Origin of the sequence: Mycobacterium sp. E2327 (assembly GCF_001672675.1) — a bacterium.
GTDB lineage: Bacteria > Actinomycetota > Actinomycetes > Mycobacteriales > Mycobacteriaceae > Mycobacterium.
This window is the reverse complement of sequence record NZ_LZKE01000256.1, coordinates 17,538-37,663: the sequence shown is the minus strand read 5'-3', so window position 1 is coordinate 37,663 and position 20,126 is coordinate 17,538. Positions and strand designations below refer to the sequence as shown.

Genomic DNA, 20,126 nt, shown 5'->3' with positions numbered 1-20,126 from the left:
CCGACGCTATTGCGGGTTGCCGGTACGGGGGTCGAGGGCCAGCGCCGGTTGGGTGGGACCGGTGAAATCCAGCATCCCGGTGAGCGCGCCCGCGCGCTCGTCGAACGAGTGGTCGCCGATGCGGCCGGTGCTCCAGTTGTCCTCGATGAACCGCAGGATCGACGTCTGGTCGGTCAACGTGTGGTCGACGAAATTCGTTCTGGCGTAGGGGGATATCACCAGCAGCGGCAGCCGGGGGCCGTACCCGCAGCGGCCCTGGTACGCGGCGGGCGCGGCGGCGGGATCACCGCATCGGCCCGGACCGTTCAGCGCGTCCTCGGGTGTGGCCGAGGAGGTCACGATCGGCGAGGGTTTGTGATCGTACCAGCCGTCGGAGTCGTCATAGGCGACGACGATCGCCGTATCGCGCCATTGCGGGAGCCGCTGCAGGTGGTTGATCGTCTCGACGAGGAACCGCTGCTCGTCGAGCGGATCGGAGTAGCCGGCGTGCCCGTTTTGGTAGGCGGGCGGTTTGAGGAAGCTCACCGCCGGCAGGTGACCGCCGTCGGCGGCGGCCCAGAAATCGGACAGGTCGTATTGATGGTTGGCCTGGTCGCCGTGCCCGATCTGGTCGGTCGCGCTGGGCGGCAGGTGGTGCGGGTTGGCGGTGGACGGATAGTACTGGAACGGCTCGTGGTGCGGGACGTAGTCGGGCTTGGTGCCGAAGGGCAGCGCCCCGGTTTTGCCGGTCCCGCCGAGGGTTTCGCCGATGTTGTGGGTGGCGCCGCACTCGGCCGTGCCGTCGGGCCTGCGGTTGGTGGGCCGGAAGCCGCCCTGGAACCAGCCCCAGGTGACGCCCTTCGCGGTCAGCAGGTCGCCGATGTTCTTGTTGTCGGCGCTGAACTGCACCTGGTCGCGTGACGAGCAGTCGTCGCCGAGGGGTTGCGAGTCGTTGATCAGGGTGCCCTGGCCGTTGCCGGTGTCGTCGACCACCATGTGCGGCGGGAACGGCTGGCCGCCCGGCATGAATTTCTTTGTCACCCCGTGTGTTTGGCCCGAGACGAGGTTGATGTGGCCGGGTGACGACGGGCCGAAGGTGGTGTTGTAGAAGTTGTCGCTCATCGAGTAGTGCTGCGCGTAGTTCCATAGCGCGGTCACCGTGTTGCCGTCGTAGTAGCCCATCACCAGGCCGGGGGCGTTGAATGACGGCGCCGGGCACGGGTCGCCCTCGGTGTGCTCGACGAACCGATCCATCGCGCCGCCGTTGAAGGCCAGTTGTTCGGCCTGGTATTCGTGGTCCTGATCGCAGGTCACGATCTGACCCGGCCCGCCCAATCGCATCGGCTGCACCGAATTGGGGTTGTGCGTCAACAACTCTGGGGTCAAGCCGTCCACCGCGGGGGTGGCCGGCTTGGCGGTGAGCGGTTGGCCGTCGACGCCCGCCGCGCGGGGATACGTGCCGAAGTAGTGGTCGAACGAGACGTTCTCCTCGAAGATCACCACCAGGTGGTGGATCGGCGTCGCGGTCGCCGGCTCCGCGCTCGGGCTCGTGGGTCGATGCCCGCACGCGGCGACGAGGACGAGTGCCGCCAGCACCGCGGCGAAACGCTGCCATCGGGTGAACGGCGCCTCAACACCGGGCGTACGGACCATCAAAGATCTCCTCTTCGTGACCAACAGATCACGCCAGATCACGCAATGCTTCCAATACGGCGTGGCTCGGCCGGGAATGTCGGCTGGGCGCGGCATCATTGCGATCATGCCTGACCTGACACGCCGGGCGGTGCTCCGGATGGGTGCCGGCGCAAGCCTCGGGGCCGCCGGCGTGTTCGCCTTGAGCGCCCTGCTGGATCCGATCAAGCCGCAAGCGGCGCCCGCGCCGTACGAGCCGTCGGCCGCCAGCAGCAACCTGCCGAACAGACTGACCGGTTCCTTCGTCTCGGCGGCCCGCGGCGGCGTCAAGACCAACTGGGTGATCGCCCTGCCTCCCGGGCAAAAGGCCGAAGCCGGAGCCCTGCGTCCGGTCATCGCGCTGCACGGCAAGGACGGCGACGCCAACATGATGCTCGACTGCGGTGTCGAGAAAGCGCTGGCGCAGTTGGTCAAGGAAGGCAAGCCGGCGTTCGCGGTGGTGGGTGTCGACGGCGGCGCCAACAGTTACTGGCACCGCAGGGCCTCGGGCGAGGATCCCGGCGCGATGGTGCTCGAGGAGCTGCTGCCCATGCTGTCGTCGATGGGTTTCGACACCTCCCGGGTGGCTTTCATGGGGTGGTCGATGGGCGGCTACGGGGCGCTGCACCTGGGCGCCAAGCTGGGGCCGGCGCGCACGGCCGGGATCTGCGCGGTCAGCCCGGCGCTGTACACCTCCTTCACCGGCAGCGAGGAGGGAGCCTTCGACAGCTACGACGACTGGGTGCAGAACAGCGTCCTGGGTGTGCCGGCGCTGAACTCGATTCCGCTGCGCGTGGACTGCGGCACCTTCGACCGCTTCTATTTCGCCACAAGACAATTCGTCGCCCAGCTGAAGACCAAGCCGGCGGGCAGCTTCTCGCTGGGCGGACACGACATCGGTTACTGGCGCACGCAGTTGCCCGGTGAACTGGCCTGGATGGCGACCTAGCCCACGCACATGACAGTCCGGCAGGAAGTGCTCGCCAGCGGCCCACGTCGAGTGGAGCGGCGGAGTTCACGGAAGGGATTCCGGCCCGACATCGAGGGGTTGCGCGCGGTCGCGGTCATCGCCGTCGTCCTCTACCACGCGGGCATCCCGGGCGTCACCGGCGGCTACATCGGTGTCGACGTCTTCTTCGTCATCTCCGGCTTCCTCATCACCGGCCTGCTGTGGCGCGAGGTCACCACCACCGACACCGTCCGGCTGGGCCGCTTCTACGGCGCGCGCGCCCGGCGCCTGCTGCCCGCCGCCGCCACCGTCGGCGTCGTCACCGCCGCGGCGGCGGCCGCGGTGCTCCCACCCCTGCAGGCGCGCAGCGTCTTCCTCGACGGCATCGCCAGCGCCCTGTACGTCGGCAACTACCGGTTCGCCCGCCAGGGCACCGACTACCTGTCCTCCGACGCCCCCTCGCCGTTCCAGCACTACTGGTCGCTGGGCGTCGAGGAGCAGTTCTATCTGGTGTGGCCGGTGCTCATCATTGGCACCGCGTGGCTGGTCCGCCGCGTGAAAGGCGGTGCCGGCAAGAGGGCGACGCCCTATGCGGTGGTGCTCGCGGTGGTGGGCGCCGCGTCGCTCGCGGCGGGCGTGGTGTGGACCCGCACGTCGCCCGCCTTCGCGTTCTTCTCGTTGCCGACCCGCGCCTGGGAACTGGCGGCGGGCGGCCTGGTGGCCCTGTCGATCCCGGTGTGGCGCAGGCTGCCCCTGCTGCCCGCGTCCATCGCGGGGTGGGGCGGCCTGGGGCTGATCGCGCTCACCTGCACCCAGCTGGGTCCGGGCACCCCCTACCCCGGCACCGCCGCGCTGCTGCCCGTGCTGGGCACCGCGCTGGTGATCGGCGCGGGTTGTGTGACGGGTGGGCTGGGCGCCGGGCGCCTGCTGTGCAAGCCGGCGATGCGGGCGATCGGCCGGGTCTCCTACTCCTGGTACCTGTGGCACTGGCCGGTGCTGTTGCTCATGCCGCCGCTGCTGGGCGAGCCCGCCGGGCTGCCGGCCCGGCTGACCGCGACCGCCGTGTCGGCGGGCCTGGCCGTGATCACGCTGCATCTGGTGGAGGACCCCGGCCGGTTCGCCGCCGCCCTTCGCCAATCGGCGAAGGCCAGCCTCGCGGTGGCCGGCGCCGCCAGCGCGGCGGCGGCCTGCGCGTGCGTGCTGTTGCTGACGTTGACGCCGGTGCCGGCGGGTCACGGGGTGGCGGCGCCGAAGGCCAACATCGTCGCGGTGCCCCCATCCGGCGTCGCCGCCGTCAGCGCGACCGAAGCGGCGCTGCGCCAGGCCTTCGCGCAGGTGCGCGACGCCGTCGCGGCGTCCGCGGCGCTGCGCGCCGTCCCGTCCAACCTCGACCCGCCGCTTGCCAAGGCGCCCGCCGACAAGGCCGCCGTCTTCGTGAACGGGTGCGTGCGATCGTGGCGCGACGTGGGCCAAAGCGAGTGCGCGACGGGCGATTTGGCGTCGCCGACGACGGTGGCCCTGGTCGGCGACTCGCACGCCGCGATGTGGGAGCCGGCCTTCCAGCGGGTCGCCGAGCAGCGGCACTGGCGGCTGGAGGCGCTGGCCAAGGTCACCTGCCCGCTGCAGGAACTTCACATCACCAGCCCGTATCTCGGCCGCGAGTACACCGAATGCGTCCAGTGGCGCGGCCAGATCATGGACCGGCTGAAGGCCGAGCGCCCGCGGCTGATCGTGCTGGACATGAGCCGGCGCTACGGGGCGGATTTCGGTTTCACCTCATACGACCCCGCCTGGATCGACACCCTGGGGCGCACGGTCGAACAGTTGCGGAGCACCGGCGCGAGCGTCCTGGTACTTGGGCCAGCCCCGGATCCGCACGGGCAGGTGCCGGCCTGCCTGTCGGGTCACCTCGACAACGCCGCCGCGTGCGCGCCGGCCCGATCGGACGCGCTCGACGAGGACGGCATGGGCGCCGAGCGGGCGGCGACCACCGTGGCCGGCGGGCAGTACGCCGACCTGACCGACCTGTTCTGCGCCGTCGACCGCTGCCCCGTGATCGTCGGCAACACCCTGGTTTTCCGGGACGACAACCACATCACGACCGAATACGCGCAACTGCTGACACCGGTGATCGGTGCGCTCGCGGACCGCGCCCTGGCGGACGGCTGACGCGTAATGAACTTCTCGCCATGCACGAACGTCATATCAGTGAAAGGTGTTTGGAGGTTTTCAAGATGACTCCGCTGCTGCTGATCTGCATTGCGGCCATCGCGCCCGTCGCGGGCGTCGGGCTCATGCAGTTGCAAACGCGCCTGGAGCAATGGGACTACGAGCGCCACGCGGAAGATTAGCCTAAAGCCTTGCGCGCCTAAGGCTTTGGCTGCTCACCGCGACGTCATCGAGACAGCTGCATGCCGATCAGCGGCGCGATCTTGTCCGCCAGATACTGATGCCCCGCGTCGTTGGGGTGCACACCGTCCGGGCCGATCAGGTCGGGCCTGTCGACGAACCAGCGATCACCGATCGGATCGACAAACGCCGCGCCGGCAGCCCGCGCCGCGCCGTTGAGCACGTCGCGAATCTCGAGGACGGAATCGGGCACGTCGGCGGTCGGCCACGGCGGCCCGATCACCAGCAGCCTGGCGGACGGCGACAGGCGCCGCGCCAGAGCGAAGGTGTCCCGCACCTTTCCGGCCAGCAGCTCGGGGTCCTCGGGATGGAAGCCCTGGTCGTTGCGGGAGCCGAAGAACACCACCAGGGCATCCTCGGGCTTGACCGCCCTCCCGGTCAGGTCCTCGAAGATGCTGCCGTGGTCGCCGCGCACCCCATAGCCGGCCCTGCCCTCGGCCGACACGTCCGGCACGATCCGCACGCCGCGCTGGGCCAGCGTGTGCCAGGCCAGCGCGGTCCACGAATTGGGGCCGAGGCCGCCCTCGTCGGTCCCGGTGGTATAGGAGTCGCCGACGACGGCCACGTGGTTCAGCCGGGAATCCAGGGTCAGCGTCTGGTAGGCCCGAACCCGTGCCGGGCCCGCGAGGACGACGCCCGCCACCAGGGCGAGGCCGAGCACGAGCGTCGCCAGGCGACTCATGGCTACCTCCCCCCGGAAGCTGTATCGTCGTGCGCCGCATACCGAATCAACGGAATCGTACGAGGAAACGGCGCGAACTGGGCGTCAATCCGCGCAAATGGCGGCTGGTCGCTATCGCCATGGTATCGACGGGTTGCGGGCGCGACCGGATCCGCGCGCCGAGGTAAATCTCACACCGCGCGCGCCGAAATCGCTTCCCGCGCATCCTCGATCGGTCGAACCTTGGCGCTCACCGGTTCGCTGGGCTCGGTCTTCGCGGCCGCGGGCCGGACGTCGACCATCCTGCGCATCCAGCGGCGCGCGGGCTCTTCGACAAAGTGATACAGCAGGATTGACATACCCACGGCGATCGCAAGCAGGCCCACGACATTCCATTTCCACGGGTTGTCCTGCGGCGTGAGCTCGAACTCTTCGACCGCCCATCCCCAAGCGGTGTGCACCAACTCGTGGACCATGTACAGGCAGAACGAGATCTGTCCGCCGTACACCATGACCCGGGTGGACAGGATCCTCGGCAGTCCCCCCACGCCGATCGCCAGCGCGATCACCAGCGGAACGAACAGCATGTCGACCACCCCGCCGCTGTCGTTCTCCACGACGCCGGGGATCGGATGCGCGCTGAACCAGTACAGGACGCCCACCATGGCGGCCAGCAGAAGCAGGGACACGTACCCGGCGACGCGGCGGCCGCGACTGGTCAGCCGCAACCTGCGCACGGCGGCACAGGCCAGGGCGCCCGCGACGAACTGGGTCACGATCCGCGGCAGCCAGCTCCACGGCGTGTAGAAGTGGCCACTGGCCAGCAGCATCACCACCGGCGGCAACGACGCCGCGAACGCCAACACCATCAAGCTGCGCGCCCTGGTCGCCTGCTTCATCCGCAGGATCACCAGCACCAGCACGCCGAAGAGCAAGTAGGCCAGCCACTCCGCACTGATCGACCAGGCCGGCCCGTCCCAGCTGGAGTCGTCGAAGAACGGCTGGAACCACAGCTGCACGAGCAGGACCTGGCGCACGTAGCTGATCGCGGTGAGCTGGGCGGCGTCGGGCGACGGCACGTGCCCGACGTGCAGGGTGAAAATCACCCACAGTGCGGCCAGGTGCATCGTGACCAGGTACACCGGCCACACCCGGGCCAGTCGCAGCCACAGGAAGTGCAGGGTCGCCCGCGTCGACCACGACCTGCCCATGCGGTCGAGGTAGTTCCAGGTCAGCACGAACCCGCTGAGGATGAAGAAGAGGTCGACGCCCTGGGCCCCGCAGTTGAGCACGGGTGCTAGGGCGTCGCGCAGGTCGGGCGACGCGTCGCCCAGCATCGGGCGGAAGTGAAACAGCACCACCCACACCGCGGCGACGATGCGGAGTCCCGTCAGGGCCTTGATCTCTCCCCGGATCTCTGCGCCGCGCACGTTGTTCTTTCCGCCTGGACTCTCGCTGTTTCGTATCCGTTGGGTACCGGCTGACCGGGCGATGTCGAGCCCCCCGACCGGCAACCGGCAGCCTTCGAAGCGTAACAGCGCGAGCGCGCCGATCGCGTGATGGGCCGTGGCGTGGCACCGGTTTCGCCGGGCGGCCCACGTCGGCCCGCGCAAGCCGTCGGCATTGCTTCAGCCCAGGCCAGAACCCCCGAAAGTGGCTTCTTAGCAAAGAGTTAGGACCGGCTTTCGGTCCCCTTAGATTTAACGGGCACCGTTAGGAGGACAGGTTCGAAGGAATGGGGCGCTCATGACGATCACCAATGTCGCGACTCGGCACGGTTACGGCACCTTCGATTGCGGCGCGGCACAGATTCGCGCCCACTGCCGTCACCTGGCGACCGTGGTGACCGTCCGCGGCGGCATCGACCCCGCCAACGTCGACCGGGTCAGCGAATACCTTTGGCGGTTCACCCTCGGGAGCAACCCCGTGGTGCTCGACCTGAGCGAACTGAGCCATTTTGCTGCGGCCGGCGTCGCACTGGTGCACCGGTTCGACGAGGACTGCCGCGCCGCCGGCGTCGAGTGGACGTTGGTCGCGAGCCCCGCGATCACCGCACTGCTGGGCGACCGGGGCGACTTTCCGATCGCGCGGTCGGTGCACGAGGCGCTGCGCACCCTCGCCGAGGCCATCGTCAGCCGCCGTCAGCTCGTGCTGCCGCTCATCAAGAAGACGGCCTAGTTCTTCTCGAGGTTCTTAGCGCCGCCGCAGCCGCGCGATGCCCAGCACCGCCAGCACACCCGCGGTCGTCACCAGCACCATGGCCAGCAACAGCAGCTGGGGGTTGTACACCAGCGACGTGGTGAACGGCTGGCCGTCCGCGATGGGCGCGACACGGACCGTGTGACGCGCGTGCACCCAGGCCACCCCCGCGCCCGCCAGCGCCGCGCAGGCCAGGGTCAGTAAGAGCAGCGCCCGGAAGGTGCCGTAGCGGGCGGTCACGACGTCGGCCCGCCCTCGAAATCGTCGTCGGCGACATCGGATCCGGCGGGCTCCACCCGTTCCTGGACCAGCGGGGTCAGCGCCGCCCGAAGGTGGCGATGGCGGCGTGCCCAGGCCTGGGCGGTGCGATCGTTGGTGAGCTTGAGGCCGATCCCGATCCGGCCGCGCGGCACCCCCACCAATTCGCCGAGCGCCCGCGCGGACTGCCACCTCGCCAGCTCCTTGCCGGAGGCCTGGTGATGCTCGGGCGCCGGGTAGACCTTGAGGATCTCCCGCACCAGGATGGTCTCGGTGCCCTGCCGTAGGGCGTCCTCGGTGAGCTCGACGGAGACGTGGATCCGCGCCGCCTTCACCTGCAGCCCCACGAACGCCGACACCAGCACCAAAAAGATCGCCGGGACGACCAGCGACACTTTCGCGCCGCTCCAGATCTCGATCAGGACCATCGCGCCGGCCGACGCGGGGCCCAGCGCCACCCACCACCAGCTCGCGCCGGGCTCGTAGAACAGCGGTTGTGGCTCGTCGCCGCCCGCCCTGGTCTCCGATGTCAAAGCGCGCCCCGTCTCACGAAAGCCACCCCGCCGCGTCCGCGGCCCAGTAGGTGAGCACGATATCGGCACCGGCGCGCCGGACGCTCGTCAGCGACTCCAGCGCGGCGGCGCGTTCGTCGATCCAGCCGTTGGCGGCCGCCGCGCAGATCATCGCGTATTCCCCCGACACCTGGTAGGCGGCCACCGGTACCGGTGAGATCGAGGCCGCCGCGGACACCACATCCAGGTAGCCCATCGCGGGCTTGACCATCAGGATGTCGGCGCCCTCGTCGAGGTCCAGCCGGATCTCGCGCAGCGCCTCGCGGAAGTTGCCCGACTCCTGCTGGTAGGTGCGCCGGTCCCCGGACAGGCTGGAGCTCACCGCTTCCCGGAAGGGGCCGTAGAACGCCGAGGCGAACTTCGCCGCGTAGGCCAGGATCACCACGTCGGCGTAGCCCGCGGCGTCCAGGCCGTCGCGGATCGCGGCCACCTGGCCGTCCATCATCCCGCTCGGCCCGACCACGTGGGCTCCCGATTCCGCTTGTGCCACAGCCAGTTTGACGTAGCGAGCCAGGGTGGCGTCGTTGTCCACCCGGCCGCGCGCGTCCAGGACCCCGCAGTGCCCGTGATCGGTGAACTCGTCCAGGCAGGTGTCGGCCATCAGCACGGTGGCGTCGCCGAGGTCCTTGGCCAGGTCGCGCAGCGCGACGTTGAGGATGCCGTCGGGGTCGGTGCCGGCTGAGCCGGTCGGGTCCTTGTCCTGCTCGCGGGGCACGCCGAACAGCATCAGCCCGCCCACCCCCGCGGCGACGGCGGCTTCCGCAGCCGCGCGCAGCGAATCCCGGTCGTGCTGAACCACGTTCGGCATCGACGCGATCGGCCGCGGTTCGTCGATCCCGTCCGCGACGAACATCGGCAGCACCAAATGCCTTGGCTCCAGGGACGTTTGCGCCACCAGGCGACGCAACGCGGGGGTCGAGCGGAGCCGGCGCGGACGCTGCCGCGGGTACGCCATGCTCATCGGCCTCCGCGAGCGTGCGGAGAATGCCAGTCCAGACGGCGTGTCGGCGTACAAACACGCACGCTCGCCTGGCCCTGACCGGCGATCGCCACTACCGCCTGCGGCTCTTCTTGCGCGGCGGTGGCAGCGCGCCCTCGGCGCGCAACCGCGCGGCATGTTCGGCCAGGGCGTCGACCAGGGGGCCGACGGCGGCGGTGTCGGGCTGGACGTCGACCCGCAGGCCGAACTCGGCGGCGGTCTCGGCCGTCTTAGGCCCGATGCAGGCGATGATCGTCCGGGCGTGCGGCTTGCCGGCGATGCCGACCAGGTTGCGCACCGTCGAGCTGGAGGTGAAGCACACCGCGTCGAAGCCGCCCGTCTTGATCATTTCGCGGGTGGCCGCCGGCGGCGGCGCGGCGCGCACCGTCCGGTACGCCGTCACGTCCTCGATCTCCCAGCCGCGCTCGCGCAGGCCCTCGGCCAGCGTCTCGGTGGCGATGTCGGCCCGCGGCAGCAGGACACGGTTCACCGGGTCGAAAATGCTGTCGTAGGGCGGGAAGTCGTCGAGCAAACCGAGCGAGGACTGCTCACCGGCCGGCACCAACTCGGGGCTGATCCCGAAGGCGCGCACCCGGTCGGCCGTCGACTCGCCGACGCAGGCGATCTTCACGCCGGAGAATGCGCGGGCGTCCAGGCCGAACTCGCCGAACTTCTCCCACACCGCGCGCACCGCGTTGGTGGAGGTGAACACCACCCACTGGAAGCGGCCGTCGACCAGGCCCTTGACCGCCCGCTCCATCTGGGCGGGGCTGCGCGGCGGCTCGACGGCGATGGTCGGCACCTCGACCGGCAGCGCGCCATAGGAGGTCAGCCGCTCGCTCATCTCGCCGGCCTGGTCCTTGGTGCGGGGCACCAGCACGGTCCAGCCGTACAGCGCGCGGCTTTCCCACCAGTTCAGCTTCGCCCGGCTGGCCACGGTCTTGCCGATGGTCACCACGAGCGGCCCGGTCAGCGGGCCGGCCGGGTCGCTGCCGCCCAGGACGGCCGGATCGGTCAGGCCGCTCAGGGTGGTCTCGACCGAACGCTGCTGGCAGGTGGTGCCCTGCGCGGTCACCACGCAGGGGGTGGCCTCGGCCAGCTCGTGCTCGATCAGGGCGCGGGCCGCGTCGGCCAGGTGCGACGCGGTGGCCTGCAGGATCAGCGGGCCGGGCGCCGCGGCCAGCGCATCCCAGTCCACGTCACCGCGCACGTCGGCGACAGTGTGCGACGAGCCCAGCGGCAGGCCGGCGTAGGTCGGGACGGCGCTGGTGGCGGCCAGGCCGGGCACGATCTCGAGGTGCAGGTGGCTGCGCGCGACGGCGTTCACCTCGGTGATGACGGCGTCGAGCGTCAGCGGGTCGCCGGCCACCAGCCGCACCACGTCGACGCCGGCGCGGGCCTCGGCGACCAGCGTCTTGGCCACCTCCGCCGGTTCGCCCAGCGCCGGACGCACATCGGGCCCGGCGGAGATCACCGCGGGCGCCGCCGCTTGGGCCTGGTCATCGGTGGCGCCTTGGCTATCGCCTTCGGCGGCCGGGCTCGCCGGCGCCGGCCCGGAGACCGGCGGCAGGTCCTTGCCGATCAGCGCGAGCACGGGTTCGGGCACGTCCGGGTCGGTGAACACCAGGGCGGCGTTGGCCAGCACCGCGGCGGCCCGCGTCGTCAACAGTCCCGGGTCGCCGGGGCCGGAGCCCACGAACGTGATGTGGCCCGGTCTCGGCTTACGCCCTCGCGTCGTCATTGTCGCTCCCAAGTGACTCTCTTCAGTTTCCTTGCGCGGGGTCTTGCCGCGCCCCCCCAATCAGCTCCCGCGCGCCCAGCTCGAACAGCTCCGCGGCGACCGAAAGCCCCAGCTCTCGTGCCCGGTCGGGAGTGCCGACGCCGGACGCTCGGATCACATCCGACCCGTCCAGCGCCGCCACACAGCCGCGCAACGACAGCTCTTCGAAGACCCGGCCGTCCTCATCGATGGACTCGACCACCTCGGCGATCGCGCCCACCGGTGCGGAGCAACCCGCCTCCAGTTCGGCCAGCAGGGCTCGCTCCGCGGTGACCGCCGCGCGCGTGTCGGCGTCGTCCAGCTCCGCCAGCACCGCCGCCAACTCGTCACCGGCGCGGCATTCGACGGCGAGCGCGCCCTGAGCCGGTGCTGGCAACATCTGCACCGGCTCTAGCGTCTCGGTGACATCGTCGAGGCGGCCCAGCCGGGCGAGACCGGCCCGGGCCACCACGATCGCGTCAAGATCACCACTGCTTACCCTGTTCAACCTGGTATCTAGGTTGCCTCGTAGGGGGCGGATTTCCAAACCGAGACCCAATGCTCTAAGCTGTGCGGCCCGCCGCGGCGACGAGGTGCCCACCAGCGAGCCCGCCGGCAACTCCCCCAGCACCAACCCGTCCCGGGCGACGAGCGCGTCGCGGGGGTCGTTGCGCGGCGGGATCGCCGCGATGGTGAACCTCGGGTCGTCGGCGGTGGGCAAATCCTTGTGCGAATGCACCGCGGCGTCGACGCGGCCGTCGTCGATGGCCTCCCGCAGCGCGGTGGTGAACGCCCCCACGCCGAGGCTCTGGATGGGCGCCGACGACCGGTCACCCGCGGTCGAGATGGTCACCAGTTCCGCGGGGTGGCCGTTGGCGATCAAGGCGTCCCTGACGACGCCGGCCTGGGTGGTGGCCAACAGGCTGCCCCGCGTGCCTATCCGGATCACGTGCGCCAATCGGCTACTCGGCGGACTGTGTGCCGGCGTCGAAACCGCTTGGCAGCACCGGCAATTCGCCGGCAGCGACGGCATCCACAGCGGTCTGGTCGAGTTCGAACAGTTCGCGCAGCGCCTCGGCGTAGCTGTCGCCGCCGGGGGCGCTGGCGAGCTGCTTGATCCGCACGGTCGGGGCGTGCAGCAGCTTGTCCACGACGCGCCGCACGGTGCGGGCCACCTCCTCGCGATGGGCGCTTTCCAGGCCGGGCAGCCGGTTGTCGAGGCGCAGCAGTTCGGCTTCGACGACGTCGGCGGCGCGCTGGCGCAGCGCCGTCACCGTCGGGGTGACCTCGGCCATCCGCTGTCCGGCCAGGTAGGTGGCGACTTCGGCCGCCACGATGTGGCGCGCGGCGTCGACGTCGGAGGCCGCGGCATGCGCCGACGGCTCGTGCTGCACGCGTTCCACGTCGACGACCCAGACGCCGGGCAGCCCGGCCACCGCCGGATCGACGTCGCGCGGCATGCCCAGGTCACAGATCACCAGGGGATGGGTGGTCTCGTCCCGGCGGGCGGTGGCCAGGGCGTGGTGCACGTCGGCCAGCGACACCACGGGGCTGACCGCGCCCGTGCAGCTGACCACGACGTCGGCGTCCGCGAGCGCGTCGGCCAGCCGGTCGAGGGTCAGCGCCTCGGCGCGCACCCCGGACTCGCGGATCTTGCGGGCCAGCCGCTGCCCCCGGGAGGCCGAGCGGTTGAGCACCAGAACATGGTCGATGCCGGCCCGGGTGAGGTGGGCGGCCGACAGCGCGCCCATCGCCCCGGCGCCGATGACCGCGGCGGTCTTGCCCGCCAGCCCGCCCAGCCTGCGTTCGGCCATGGCGAGCGCGACCGACACCACCGAGGCGCCGGCGGCGTCGATGGCGGTTTCGGAATGCACCCGCTTGCCCACCGACAGCGCCCGCTGGGCCAGCTCGTGCAGCACCCGGCCGACGGTGCGGTTGGCCTCGGCGGCGGCGTAGGCGCGACGCACCTGGCCCAGCACCTGCTGCTCGCCGATCACCGCCGAATCCAGGCCGCTGGCGACGGCAAAGAGGTGTTCGACGGCGGCCTCGCTGTAGCGCACGTAGGCGTACTTGGTCAGGTCACCCATCGACATGCCGGAGTGTTCCGACAGCACCTGCCCGACCACCGCCAACCCGCCGTGGAACGCGTCGACGACGGCGTAGACCTCGACGCGGTTGCATGTCGAGAGCACCATCGCCTCGGTCACCAGCGGCGACTGCAACACCCGATCGACGATCTTGACCTGATCGGCCTCGTCGATGCTGAGTTGTTCCAGGACGGAGACCGGCGCACTACGGTGCGAAACCCCGAAGAGCAAGACGCTCACGGCAGCATCACCTGGCCAGCTCCCTTGCTTCCTCCAGTAACTGAACTGGTGTCCACGGTAAACGTTAATCAGCTGGGCTACCAAATGAATGGTCGCCGGGCTACCCAGCCAGATCGGCCCGCAGCCGGGGCTCGTCGACCTCCCAATAGCTGTGCTCGCGCCCGTCCAGCAGGATCACCGGCAGGCGGTCGCCGAACTCCGCGCGCAACGCCGGGTTGCCCGCCGCCGCGGCGTCGTCGACGTCGGTCGTGGCCAGCTCGAACCCGAGCTCGCCCGCCAGTTCCGCCAGCCGCGCGTGCACCCGCTCACAGATGGTGCAGCCGTCGCGGGTGAGCAACTCCACACGTCGCGAGGTCATGGCCACCAGTGTGCCTAGTGAATTGTGGGGCCGCGACGCAGCGGTTACGTTGCCGCTGTGGCCGCTGACGAGACGCTGAGCGTCGACCCGCAGGCGATGCGGGGGTTCGCCGAAGCTTTGGCGAGCCGCGCCGAGGATCTCAAAAGCCAGCTGGCCGACCTCGACAATCAGGTGGGCGAGATGCTGGGCGGCTGGCGCGGAGCATCGGGCAGCGCGTACGCCTCGGCGTGGGAGCTGTGGCACCGCGGCGCGGGCGAGGTGGAGGTGGGCTTGTCGATGCTGGCGCGGTTGGTGGCCCAGGCCGGCGGGCTGTATCAGGCCAACGAGGCCGCCTCCGCGCAGGAGATGCGCGAGGTGGGCCGTGGCTGAGGCATTTCGGGTCGACCCGCAAGGGTTGGCCGACGCGGTGCAACGAATGACGGAGTTTCAGCGCTATGCCGAACACACGCTCGGCGAAATCGATGCTCTGGTAAGCAATCTGCATTCGACTTGGACGGGACGCGGCGCCGAGGCGCACGCCGAGGCGCATCGGCACTGGGCTCGCGGCGAGGAGATGATGCGCGAGGCGCTGGCCCAGCTGCGCACCGCGGGCGCCACCGCGCACCGCAACTACACCGGCGCCATGTCAACGAATTTGGGCATGTGGCCCTGACCTGACCGCGCCCCCATCCAGCTCAGGCGCAGAAAGCCGCCCCTGGCATCCGCCGGATAGGGTTGATAGCGGTCGCCCCCGGATAGCGGGCGACACCGCGATCTAGGAGGTTTGGCGATGACTTCCTCTGAGTCCGGCGGCGCCGAGCACACCGGCCGCGCCGACCTGGATTCGCTGGTCGACAACGCGAGCGCCGAGCGCGCGCTGGAGGACCTGCAGGCCGCGAGCGCCGCCGACGAGGGCCGTCCGCAGCCGCCGATCGACCTGACCGCGGCCGCGTTCTTCGACGTGGACAACACCCTGGTCCAGGGCTCGTCGGCCGTACATTTCGGCCGCGGGCTGGCCGCCCGCAACTACTTCACCTACCGCGATGTGCTCGGATTCATCTACGCGCAGGCCAAGTTTCAGTGGCTGGGCAAGGAGAACAGCAACGACGTCGCCGCCGGCCGGCGCAAGGCGCTCGCCTTCATCGAGGGCCGCTCCGTCGAACAGCTGGTCGCCCTGGGCGAGGAGATCTACGACGAGATCATCGCCGACAAGATCTGGCCGGGCACCCGCGAGCTCACCCAGATGCACCTCGACGCCGGCCAGCAGGTGTGGCTGATCACGGCGACGCCGTACGAGCTCGCGGCCACCATCGCCCGGCGGCTCGGCCTGACCGGCGCGCTGGGGACCGTCGCCGAATCGGTCGACGGCGTCTTCACCGGCCGGCTGGTCGGTGAAATCCTGCACGGCCCGGGCAAGGCCCACGCCGTGCGCTCGCTGGCGATCCGCGAGGGCCTCAACCTCAAGCGCTGCACCGCGTATTCGGACAGCTACAACGACGTGCCGATGCTGTCGCTGGTGGGCACCGCCGTGGCGATCAATCCCGATGCACGGCTGCGGGCCCTGGCCCGCGAACGGGGCTGGGAGATCCGCGACTTCCGGACCGCTCGCAAGGCGGCCCGGATCGGGGTGCCGTCGGCACTGGCCCTGGGCGCGGCCGGCGGCGCGCTGGCGGCAGTGGCATCCCGACGCCAATCGCGCTGATAGGCTGCGCCGCTAGATGTAATCGAGCGGAGAGCAAGCGGCATGTCAGTACTCCCCCAAGGCACCCAAGACCTCATCGGTAGCCATTACCGGGCACCGGACTACTTCGAGGTCGGACGCGAGAAGGTCCGCGAGTTCGCGGCCGCGGTGCAGGACGACCACCCGACGCACTTCAGCGAGACGGACGCGGCGAATGCCGGTTACGACGCACTGGTGGCACCCCTGACCTTCCTGGCCGTTGCGGGACGCCGTGTGCAGCTGGAGATCTTCACCAAGTTCGACATCCCGATCAACATCGCGCGGGTCATGCACCGCGACCAGAAGTTTCGGTTTCACCGCCCGATCCTTGCGAACGACAGGCTGTATTTCGACACCTACTTGGACTCGGTGATCGAATCGCACGGCGCCGTCGTCGTCGAGATCCGCAGCGAAGTCACAGACGCCACCGGTAATCCCGTCGTCACTAGCATCGTTACGATGCTGGGGGAAGCCTCACACGAAGACGCGCGCGCTGAAGAAACCGTCGCCGCGGTCGCATCCATATCAGCCGGAAAGTAGGGTCGATTCCCATGTCACAGGATGAATCGCGTGGCACACAGCTGAAGCCGCCGGTCGAAGCAGTCCGATCCCACTACGACAAATCCAACGAGTTCTTCAAGCTTTGGCTTGACCCGTCGATGACCTACAGCTGCGCCTATTTCGACGAGAACCCTGACCCCAAGAACCTGACCAAGACGCTCGAAGAGGCGCAGTACGCCAAGCGCAAGCTCGCGCTGGACAAGCTCAACCTCGAGCCCGGCATGACGCTGCTCGACATCGGCTGCGGCTGGGGATCCACCATGCGCCACGCGGTCGCCGAGTACGACGTCAACGTGATCGGGTTGACGCTGAGCGAAAACCAGTACGCCCACGACAAGGCCAAGTTCGAGGAGATGGACAGCCCGCGCCGCAAGGAGGTGCGCATCCAGGGCTGGGAGGAATTCGACGAGCCGGTGGACCGCATCGTGTCACTGGGCGCCTTCGAGCACTTCGCCGACGGCGCCGGTGACGCCGGATTCGAGCGCTACGACACGTTTTTCAAGAAGTTCTACAGCCTGACGCCCGACGACGGCCGGATGCTGCTGCACACGATCATCGTGCCCAGCCCCGAGGAGGCCAAGGAGCTCGGCCTGACGGCGCCGATGAGCCTGCTGCGCTTCATCAGGTTCATCCTGACCGAGATCTTCCCGGGCGGCCGGCTGCCGCAGATCCCGCAGATCGACCACTACTCGTCCAATGCGGGCTGGAAGGTCGAGCGCTACCACCGGATCGGCAAGAACTACGTGCCCACCCTGAACACCTGGGCCGATGCGCTCGAGGCACACAAAGAAGAGGCCATTGCCCTGAAGGGGCAGGAGACCTACGACATCTACATGCATTACCTGAGGGGCTGCTCGGACCTGTTCCGCGACCACTACACGGACGTCTGCCAGTTCACCCTGGTCAAGTAAGCCGCGACGGGCGCTAGCCGAAGAAGATGTTGCGGCGGCCGGCGAGTAGGCGGTACAGCGTCTGCTGGATCGTCTCGCGCACCTGGTCGGTCAGCTCGAAGGTGACCATCGGGTCCTCTGCGTCGGAGGCGGCGTAGTCGTTCGTGTAGATCGGCTCGCCGAACGCGATGCGCCACTTCGACGGCAGCGGCACCAGGCCCGCGGGCCCGGCCAACGGGAACAGCGGGGTGATCGGGAAATAGGGCAGCCCGAACAGCCGCGCCAGCAGCTTGACGTCGGTGAGCATCGGGTAGATCTCTTCGGACCCGACGATCGAGCACGGGATGATCGGGGCCTTGGTACGCAGCGCCGCCGTCACGAAGCCGCCCCGGCCGAACCGCTGCAGGCGGTAGCGGTCCTCGAAGCGCTTGCCCAGCCCCTTGTAACCCTCCGGGAAGACGGCGGTCAGCTCTCCCGCCGCCAGCAGGCGGTGCGCGTCCGTCGTGCAGGCCATGGTGTGGCCCGCCTTGCGGGCGGCTTCGCCGACCACGGGCAGGTCGAACACCATGTCGGCGGCCAGCAGCCGCAAGTCACGCTGCGCCGGATGTTCGTCGTGCACCGCCACCGACAGCATCAGCCCGTCGAACGGCAACACCCCGGCGTGGTTGGCCACCACCAGCGCGGCGCCCTCGCTCGGCAGGTTCTCGATGCCGCTGACCTCGACCCGGAACCAGGACCGGAAGAAGAACCTCAGCAAAGGCCGAACGATGGCGCTGTTGAAGTGCGGATCGAACCCGAACTCGTCGACGGTGTAGTCGCCGGTGAGCCGCTGCCGCAGGAAGCCGGCTACCGCGGCGACCCGTTGCGCAAGATCGTTGAGCGGCGCCTCGGCGGTTGACGTCGCGCTCGCCGCGCGGCGATGTTCGTCGATCTCGCGGACGACCGCGGCGATTTGTTCGGCAGATGCGCGGCCCCGCGGATCGGCGAGCATTGACGGGTGTTGACGGGACGAGTCCGCCCTCTGATCGGCTCTCCGGCGAGCCGCTACCCGACCCCTATTTGTATGCAGTGGAATGACGTTCGCTCTGGTTTCGCCCGCCACGATACCTACCTGCCCCCACCCCATGGAATTGCATTTCGGCTTCCCCAGCGCTGCGCTAACGCTATGGCGCGACCCTCCAGGGAGCGTACCCGATCGGGGTCGATTATGGGAGTCAAGCCACGGCCGCGGACGTAATCGTCAAACGCCTCGGCCGTCGTCCATTTCGGCTGGAAGCCGAGCTCCGTGCGCATTCGTGTGGTGTCCATGACGCGGCCGTAACTCAGATAATTGAATTGATCCCGCGTGATTTCGGTATAGCGATTAGCCCGTCTCAGCGAATCCAGCGCCCACACCCCAAAACCGGGAACTGGCACCGGGATTCGGCCGGCCCGGCGGATGGCCTGCGACAGCATGATGATGCCGTCCGCGCCGATGTTGAACGTGCCGGCCTTGCCCGCCATCGCGGCGCGCTCCAGCGCGCCCAGCGCGTCCTGCTCGTGCAGCAGCTGCAAACGCGCGTCCCGGCCGAACATCGTCGGGACCAACGGGCCGGCCAGATACCGCGACAGCGTCGTGTCCATCGCCGGACCGATCATGTTGGCCAGCCGCAGAATCGTCACCGCGATGTCGGGCCGGCGCCGGCCCAGCCCGCGCACGTAGCCCTCGATGTCGAGGCTGTCCTTGGCGAACCCGTCGCGGAAGGGCCGGCGGCTGCTGCTGTCCTCGGTGAACATCACCGGGTCGTGCGCCGTGGACCCGTATACCTCGGAGGTCGACTTCAGCACCACGCGGCGCACCGAGGGCGCCTTCTGGCAGGCCGCGAAAAGTTGCATCGCGCCCATCACGTTGATTTCCTTCAGCGCCGCACTGCCGCCGGCTCGGGGCGCGTAGGACGCCGCCGCGGCGTGCACCACCGTGTCGACGTCGCCATTGCGAATCACCTTGGCAATGAAGGGATTGCGAATGTCGGCACGGACGAACTCGGCGCGCCCCATGCGGCGCAGCATGTCCTTGCTGGGGGCGATCGCGTCCACCGCGATGACCCCTTTGATCAACGGGTTCTGGGCGAGGCGCGCGGTCAGGTAGCCGCCCAGAAACCGGCATGCACCGGTAACCAGCACAACTTTGGGGTAGTGCACGGTGCCGCTCGTGCCGGCACCTTCCCCGCTCGACTGATCCACTCAAACAGCCTAACGGGCTGGCGCGACGACGGCGTTAAGGCGGCGTGACGGTCGACCTGGGCCGGCTAGCGCTTACTTGCCGAGTTTTCTGCGCTGCACCCGGGTGCGACGCAGCAGCTTGCGGTGCTTCTTCTTCGACATTCGCTTGCGCCGCTTCTTGATTACTGAACCCATGAACTCCGCTATCTGACCGGGGACTGCTCACATGACCAAAAGACCCCGCCACTTTACCCGGCCCGCAGCACCGAACACCAAACCGGCGACCGCGTGACGTCTCGACGGCCCGCGCGGCAGTCCCAGCTCAGCCCGCGTCGAAGTACGAAGTCTCCAGCATGTCGTGGACGGCCTTGGCGTGCACGCGGAAGGACCGGCCCACCCGGACGGCCGGCAACTCGCCGTTGTGCACCAGCCGGTACACCGTCATCTTGGAGACGCGCATCAGCGCTGCCACCTCGGCGACGGTAAGAAACTGTGTCCTGGCCTGCTGGCCATCAGCGGAACCGGAGTCCCGCCCCTTAGCAGCGGAATCTCGCGCCGATGGCCCGTTCGTAGACGTCATCGCAACCCAATCGTGTCAGGCTCGCGCAATGCCAGCGGCTTCCCCTCCGCTGGCACCCACACGTGCATACAAA

Annotated in this window: 22 protein-coding genes; 8 read left to right on the top strand and 14 right to left on the bottom strand. The window is 69.3% G+C overall.

What is annotated here, in order from left to right:
• Positions 1-6: 6 nt before the first annotated feature.
• Positions 7-1,632, bottom strand: coding sequence for a phospholipase C (locus A5712_RS29725; RefSeq protein ID WP_068114136.1), 1,626 nt, complete (start codon positions 1,630-1,632; stop codon positions 7-9).
• Positions 1,633-1,738: 106 nt separating this feature from the next.
• Here A5712_RS29725 and A5712_RS29720 point away from each other — a divergent pair, with 106 nt between their 5' ends.
• Positions 1,739-2,599 carry an alpha/beta hydrolase family protein gene (locus A5712_RS29720; RefSeq protein WP_304528687.1) on the top strand — a complete coding sequence of 287 codons (861 nt, stop codon included), beginning with the start codon at positions 1,739-1,741 and terminating at the stop codon, positions 2,597-2,599.
• A 51-nt stretch (positions 2,600-2,650) separates the two neighbouring features.
• Positions 2,651-4,768, top strand: a complete 2,118-nt coding sequence (locus tag A5712_RS29715) for an acyltransferase family protein (RefSeq protein WP_197519537.1) — start codon at positions 2,651-2,653, stop codon at positions 4,766-4,768.
• 226 nt (positions 4,769-4,994) lie between these two features.
• On the opposite strand, the gene A5712_RS29710 is transcribed toward A5712_RS29715, so the two are convergent.
• Both A5712_RS29710 and A5712_RS29705 read right to left on the bottom strand, forming a co-directional pair.
• Positions 4,995-5,690: a GDSL lipase gene (locus tag A5712_RS29710; protein ID WP_068114128.1), complete on the bottom strand. Its 696-nt coding sequence runs from the start codon at positions 5,688-5,690 to the stop codon at positions 4,995-4,997.
• Between the two features lie 170 nt (positions 5,691-5,860).
• On the bottom strand, positions 5,861-7,099 hold the full coding sequence (locus A5712_RS29705) for an acyltransferase (protein WP_068114186.1): 1,239 nt from the start codon (positions 7,097-7,099) through the stop codon (positions 5,861-5,863).
• 316 nt (positions 7,100-7,415) lie between these two features.
• On the opposite strand from A5712_RS29705, the gene A5712_RS29700 reads away from it, so the two are divergent.
• The gene (locus tag A5712_RS29700) at positions 7,416-7,847 is read left to right on the top strand and encodes an STAS domain-containing protein (RefSeq protein WP_068114125.1); all 432 of its coding nucleotides are present in this window, start codon (positions 7,416-7,418) and stop codon (positions 7,845-7,847) included.
• Between the two features lie 15 nt (positions 7,848-7,862).
• Here A5712_RS29700 and A5712_RS29695 read toward each other — a convergent pair whose 3' ends face one another.
• The 7 genes from A5712_RS29695 to A5712_RS29665 form a co-directional block, all read right to left on the bottom strand.
• Complete coding sequence (locus A5712_RS29695; protein ID WP_068114123.1) at positions 7,863-8,108, bottom strand: hypothetical protein; 246 nt, start codon at positions 8,106-8,108, stop codon at positions 7,863-7,865.
• Complete coding sequence (locus tag A5712_RS29690) at positions 8,105-8,617, bottom strand: DUF3093 family protein (protein ID WP_068114179.1); 513 nt, start codon at positions 8,615-8,617, stop codon at positions 8,105-8,107. Before A5712_RS29690 ends, A5712_RS29695 begins: the two co-directional genes overlap by 4 nt.
• A gap of 55 nt (positions 8,618-8,672) precedes the next feature.
• A complete protein-coding gene (hemB, locus tag A5712_RS29685) occupies positions 8,673-9,659 on the bottom strand; it encodes a porphobilinogen synthase (protein ID WP_082973722.1) in 987 nt (328 codons plus the stop codon).
• A gap of 91 nt (positions 9,660-9,750) precedes the next feature.
• Complete coding sequence (locus tag A5712_RS29680) at positions 9,751-11,418, bottom strand: uroporphyrinogen-III synthase (RefSeq protein ID WP_068114120.1); 1,668 nt, start codon at positions 11,416-11,418, stop codon at positions 9,751-9,753.
• Positions 11,419-11,440: 22 nt separating this feature from the next.
• Positions 11,441-12,385, bottom strand: coding sequence for a hydroxymethylbilane synthase (gene hemC, locus A5712_RS29675; RefSeq protein WP_068114176.1), 945 nt, complete (start codon positions 12,383-12,385; stop codon positions 11,441-11,443).
• 13 nt (positions 12,386-12,398) lie between these two features.
• Positions 12,399-13,763 carry a glutamyl-tRNA reductase gene (locus tag A5712_RS29670; RefSeq protein ID WP_068114116.1) on the bottom strand — a complete coding sequence of 455 codons (1,365 nt, stop codon included), beginning with the start codon at positions 13,761-13,763 and terminating at the stop codon, positions 12,399-12,401.
• 100 nt (positions 13,764-13,863) lie between these two features.
• A complete protein-coding gene (locus A5712_RS29665; protein WP_068114115.1) occupies positions 13,864-14,121 on the bottom strand; it encodes a glutaredoxin family protein in 258 nt (85 codons plus the stop codon).
• A gap of 57 nt (positions 14,122-14,178) precedes the next feature.
• Here A5712_RS29665 and A5712_RS29660 point away from each other — a divergent pair, with 57 nt between their 5' ends.
• From A5712_RS29660 to cmaA2, 5 genes are all read left to right on the top strand, one after another.
• Positions 14,179-14,490 carry a WXG100 family type VII secretion target gene (locus tag A5712_RS29660; protein WP_068114113.1) on the top strand — a complete coding sequence of 104 codons (312 nt, stop codon included), beginning with the start codon at positions 14,179-14,181 and terminating at the stop codon, positions 14,488-14,490.
• On the top strand, positions 14,483-14,773 hold the full coding sequence (locus A5712_RS29655) for a WXG100 family type VII secretion target (protein ID WP_068114111.1): 291 nt from the start codon (positions 14,483-14,485) through the stop codon (positions 14,771-14,773). The genes A5712_RS29660 and A5712_RS29655 overlap by 8 nt, the downstream gene beginning before the upstream one ends.
• Before the next feature lie 117 nt (positions 14,774-14,890).
• A complete protein-coding gene (locus A5712_RS29650) occupies positions 14,891-15,802 on the top strand; it encodes an HAD family phosphatase (protein ID WP_068114108.1) in 912 nt (303 codons plus the stop codon).
• Positions 15,803-15,844: 42 nt separating this feature from the next.
• Entirely contained in the window at positions 15,845-16,360 is a 516-nt protein-coding gene (locus A5712_RS29645) for a MaoC family dehydratase N-terminal domain-containing protein (RefSeq protein WP_068114104.1), read from the top strand.
• Positions 16,361-16,371: 11 nt separating this feature from the next.
• Entirely contained in the window at positions 16,372-17,292 is a 921-nt protein-coding gene (gene cmaA2, locus A5712_RS29640) for a cyclopropane mycolic acid synthase CmaA2 (RefSeq protein WP_068114101.1), read from the top strand.
• 13 nt (positions 17,293-17,305) lie between these two features.
• Here cmaA2 and A5712_RS29635 read toward each other — a convergent pair whose 3' ends face one another.
• From A5712_RS29635 to A5712_RS29625, 4 genes are all read right to left on the bottom strand, one after another.
• Entirely contained in the window at positions 17,306-18,397 is a 1,092-nt protein-coding gene (locus A5712_RS29635) for a lysophospholipid acyltransferase family protein (RefSeq protein ID WP_068114098.1), read from the bottom strand.
• Complete coding sequence (locus A5712_RS29630) at positions 18,379-19,494, bottom strand: SDR family oxidoreductase (protein WP_068114096.1); 1,116 nt, start codon at positions 19,492-19,494, stop codon at positions 18,379-18,381. The genes A5712_RS29635 and A5712_RS29630 overlap by 19 nt, the downstream gene beginning before the upstream one ends.
• Before the next feature lie 72 nt (positions 19,495-19,566).
• On the bottom strand, positions 19,567-19,668 hold the full coding sequence (locus tag A5712_RS30580) for a 30S ribosomal protein bS22 (RefSeq protein WP_003402602.1): 102 nt from the start codon (positions 19,666-19,668) through the stop codon (positions 19,567-19,569).
• A gap of 127 nt (positions 19,669-19,795) precedes the next feature.
• Positions 19,796-20,053 (bottom strand): cell division/environmental response transcriptional regulator, encoded by a 258-nt coding sequence (locus A5712_RS29625; protein WP_067152205.1) that lies wholly within the window; start codon positions 20,051-20,053, stop codon positions 19,796-19,798.
• Positions 20,054-20,126 lie beyond the last annotated feature (73 nt).

Coding starts and splice junctions, on each gene's coding strand:
- A5712_RS30580 (WP_003402602.1), bottom strand. CDS start 19,668: ATGGGTTCAGTAATCAAGAAGCGGCGCAAGCGAATGTCGAAGAAGAAG.
- A5712_RS29700 (WP_068114125.1), top strand. CDS start 7,416: ATGACGATCACCAATGTCGCGACTCGGCACGGTTACGGCACCTTCGAT.
- hemB (WP_082973722.1), bottom strand. CDS start 9,659: ATGAGCATGGCGTACCCGCGGCAGCGTCCGCGCCGGCTCCGCTCGACC.
- A5712_RS29680 (WP_068114120.1), bottom strand. CDS start 11,418: ATGACGACGCGAGGGCGTAAGCCGAGACCGGGCCACATCACGTTCGTG.
- cmaA2 (WP_068114101.1), top strand. CDS start 16,372: ATGTCACAGGATGAATCGCGTGGCACACAGCTGAAGCCGCCGGTCGAA.
- A5712_RS29625 (WP_067152205.1), bottom strand. CDS start 20,053: ATGACGTCTACGAACGGGCCATCGGCGCGAGATTCCGCTGCTAAGGGG.
- A5712_RS29720 (WP_304528687.1), top strand. CDS start 1,739: ATGCCTGACCTGACACGCCGGGCGGTGCTCCGGATGGGTGCCGGCGCA.
- A5712_RS29725 (WP_068114136.1), bottom strand. CDS start 1,632: ATGGTCCGTACGCCCGGTGTTGAGGCGCCGTTCACCCGATGGCAGCGT.
- A5712_RS29635 (WP_068114098.1), bottom strand. CDS start 18,397: ATGGGGTGGGGGCAGGTAGGTATCGTGGCGGGCGAAACCAGAGCGAAC.
- A5712_RS29710 (WP_068114128.1), bottom strand. CDS start 5,690: ATGAGTCGCCTGGCGACGCTCGTGCTCGGCCTCGCCCTGGTGGCGGGC.
- A5712_RS29645 (WP_068114104.1), top strand. CDS start 15,845: ATGTCAGTACTCCCCCAAGGCACCCAAGACCTCATCGGTAGCCATTAC.
- A5712_RS29665 (WP_068114115.1), bottom strand. CDS start 14,121: ATGACCTCGCGACGTGTGGAGTTGCTCACCCGCGACGGCTGCACCATC.
- A5712_RS29650 (WP_068114108.1), top strand. CDS start 14,891: ATGACTTCCTCTGAGTCCGGCGGCGCCGAGCACACCGGCCGCGCCGAC.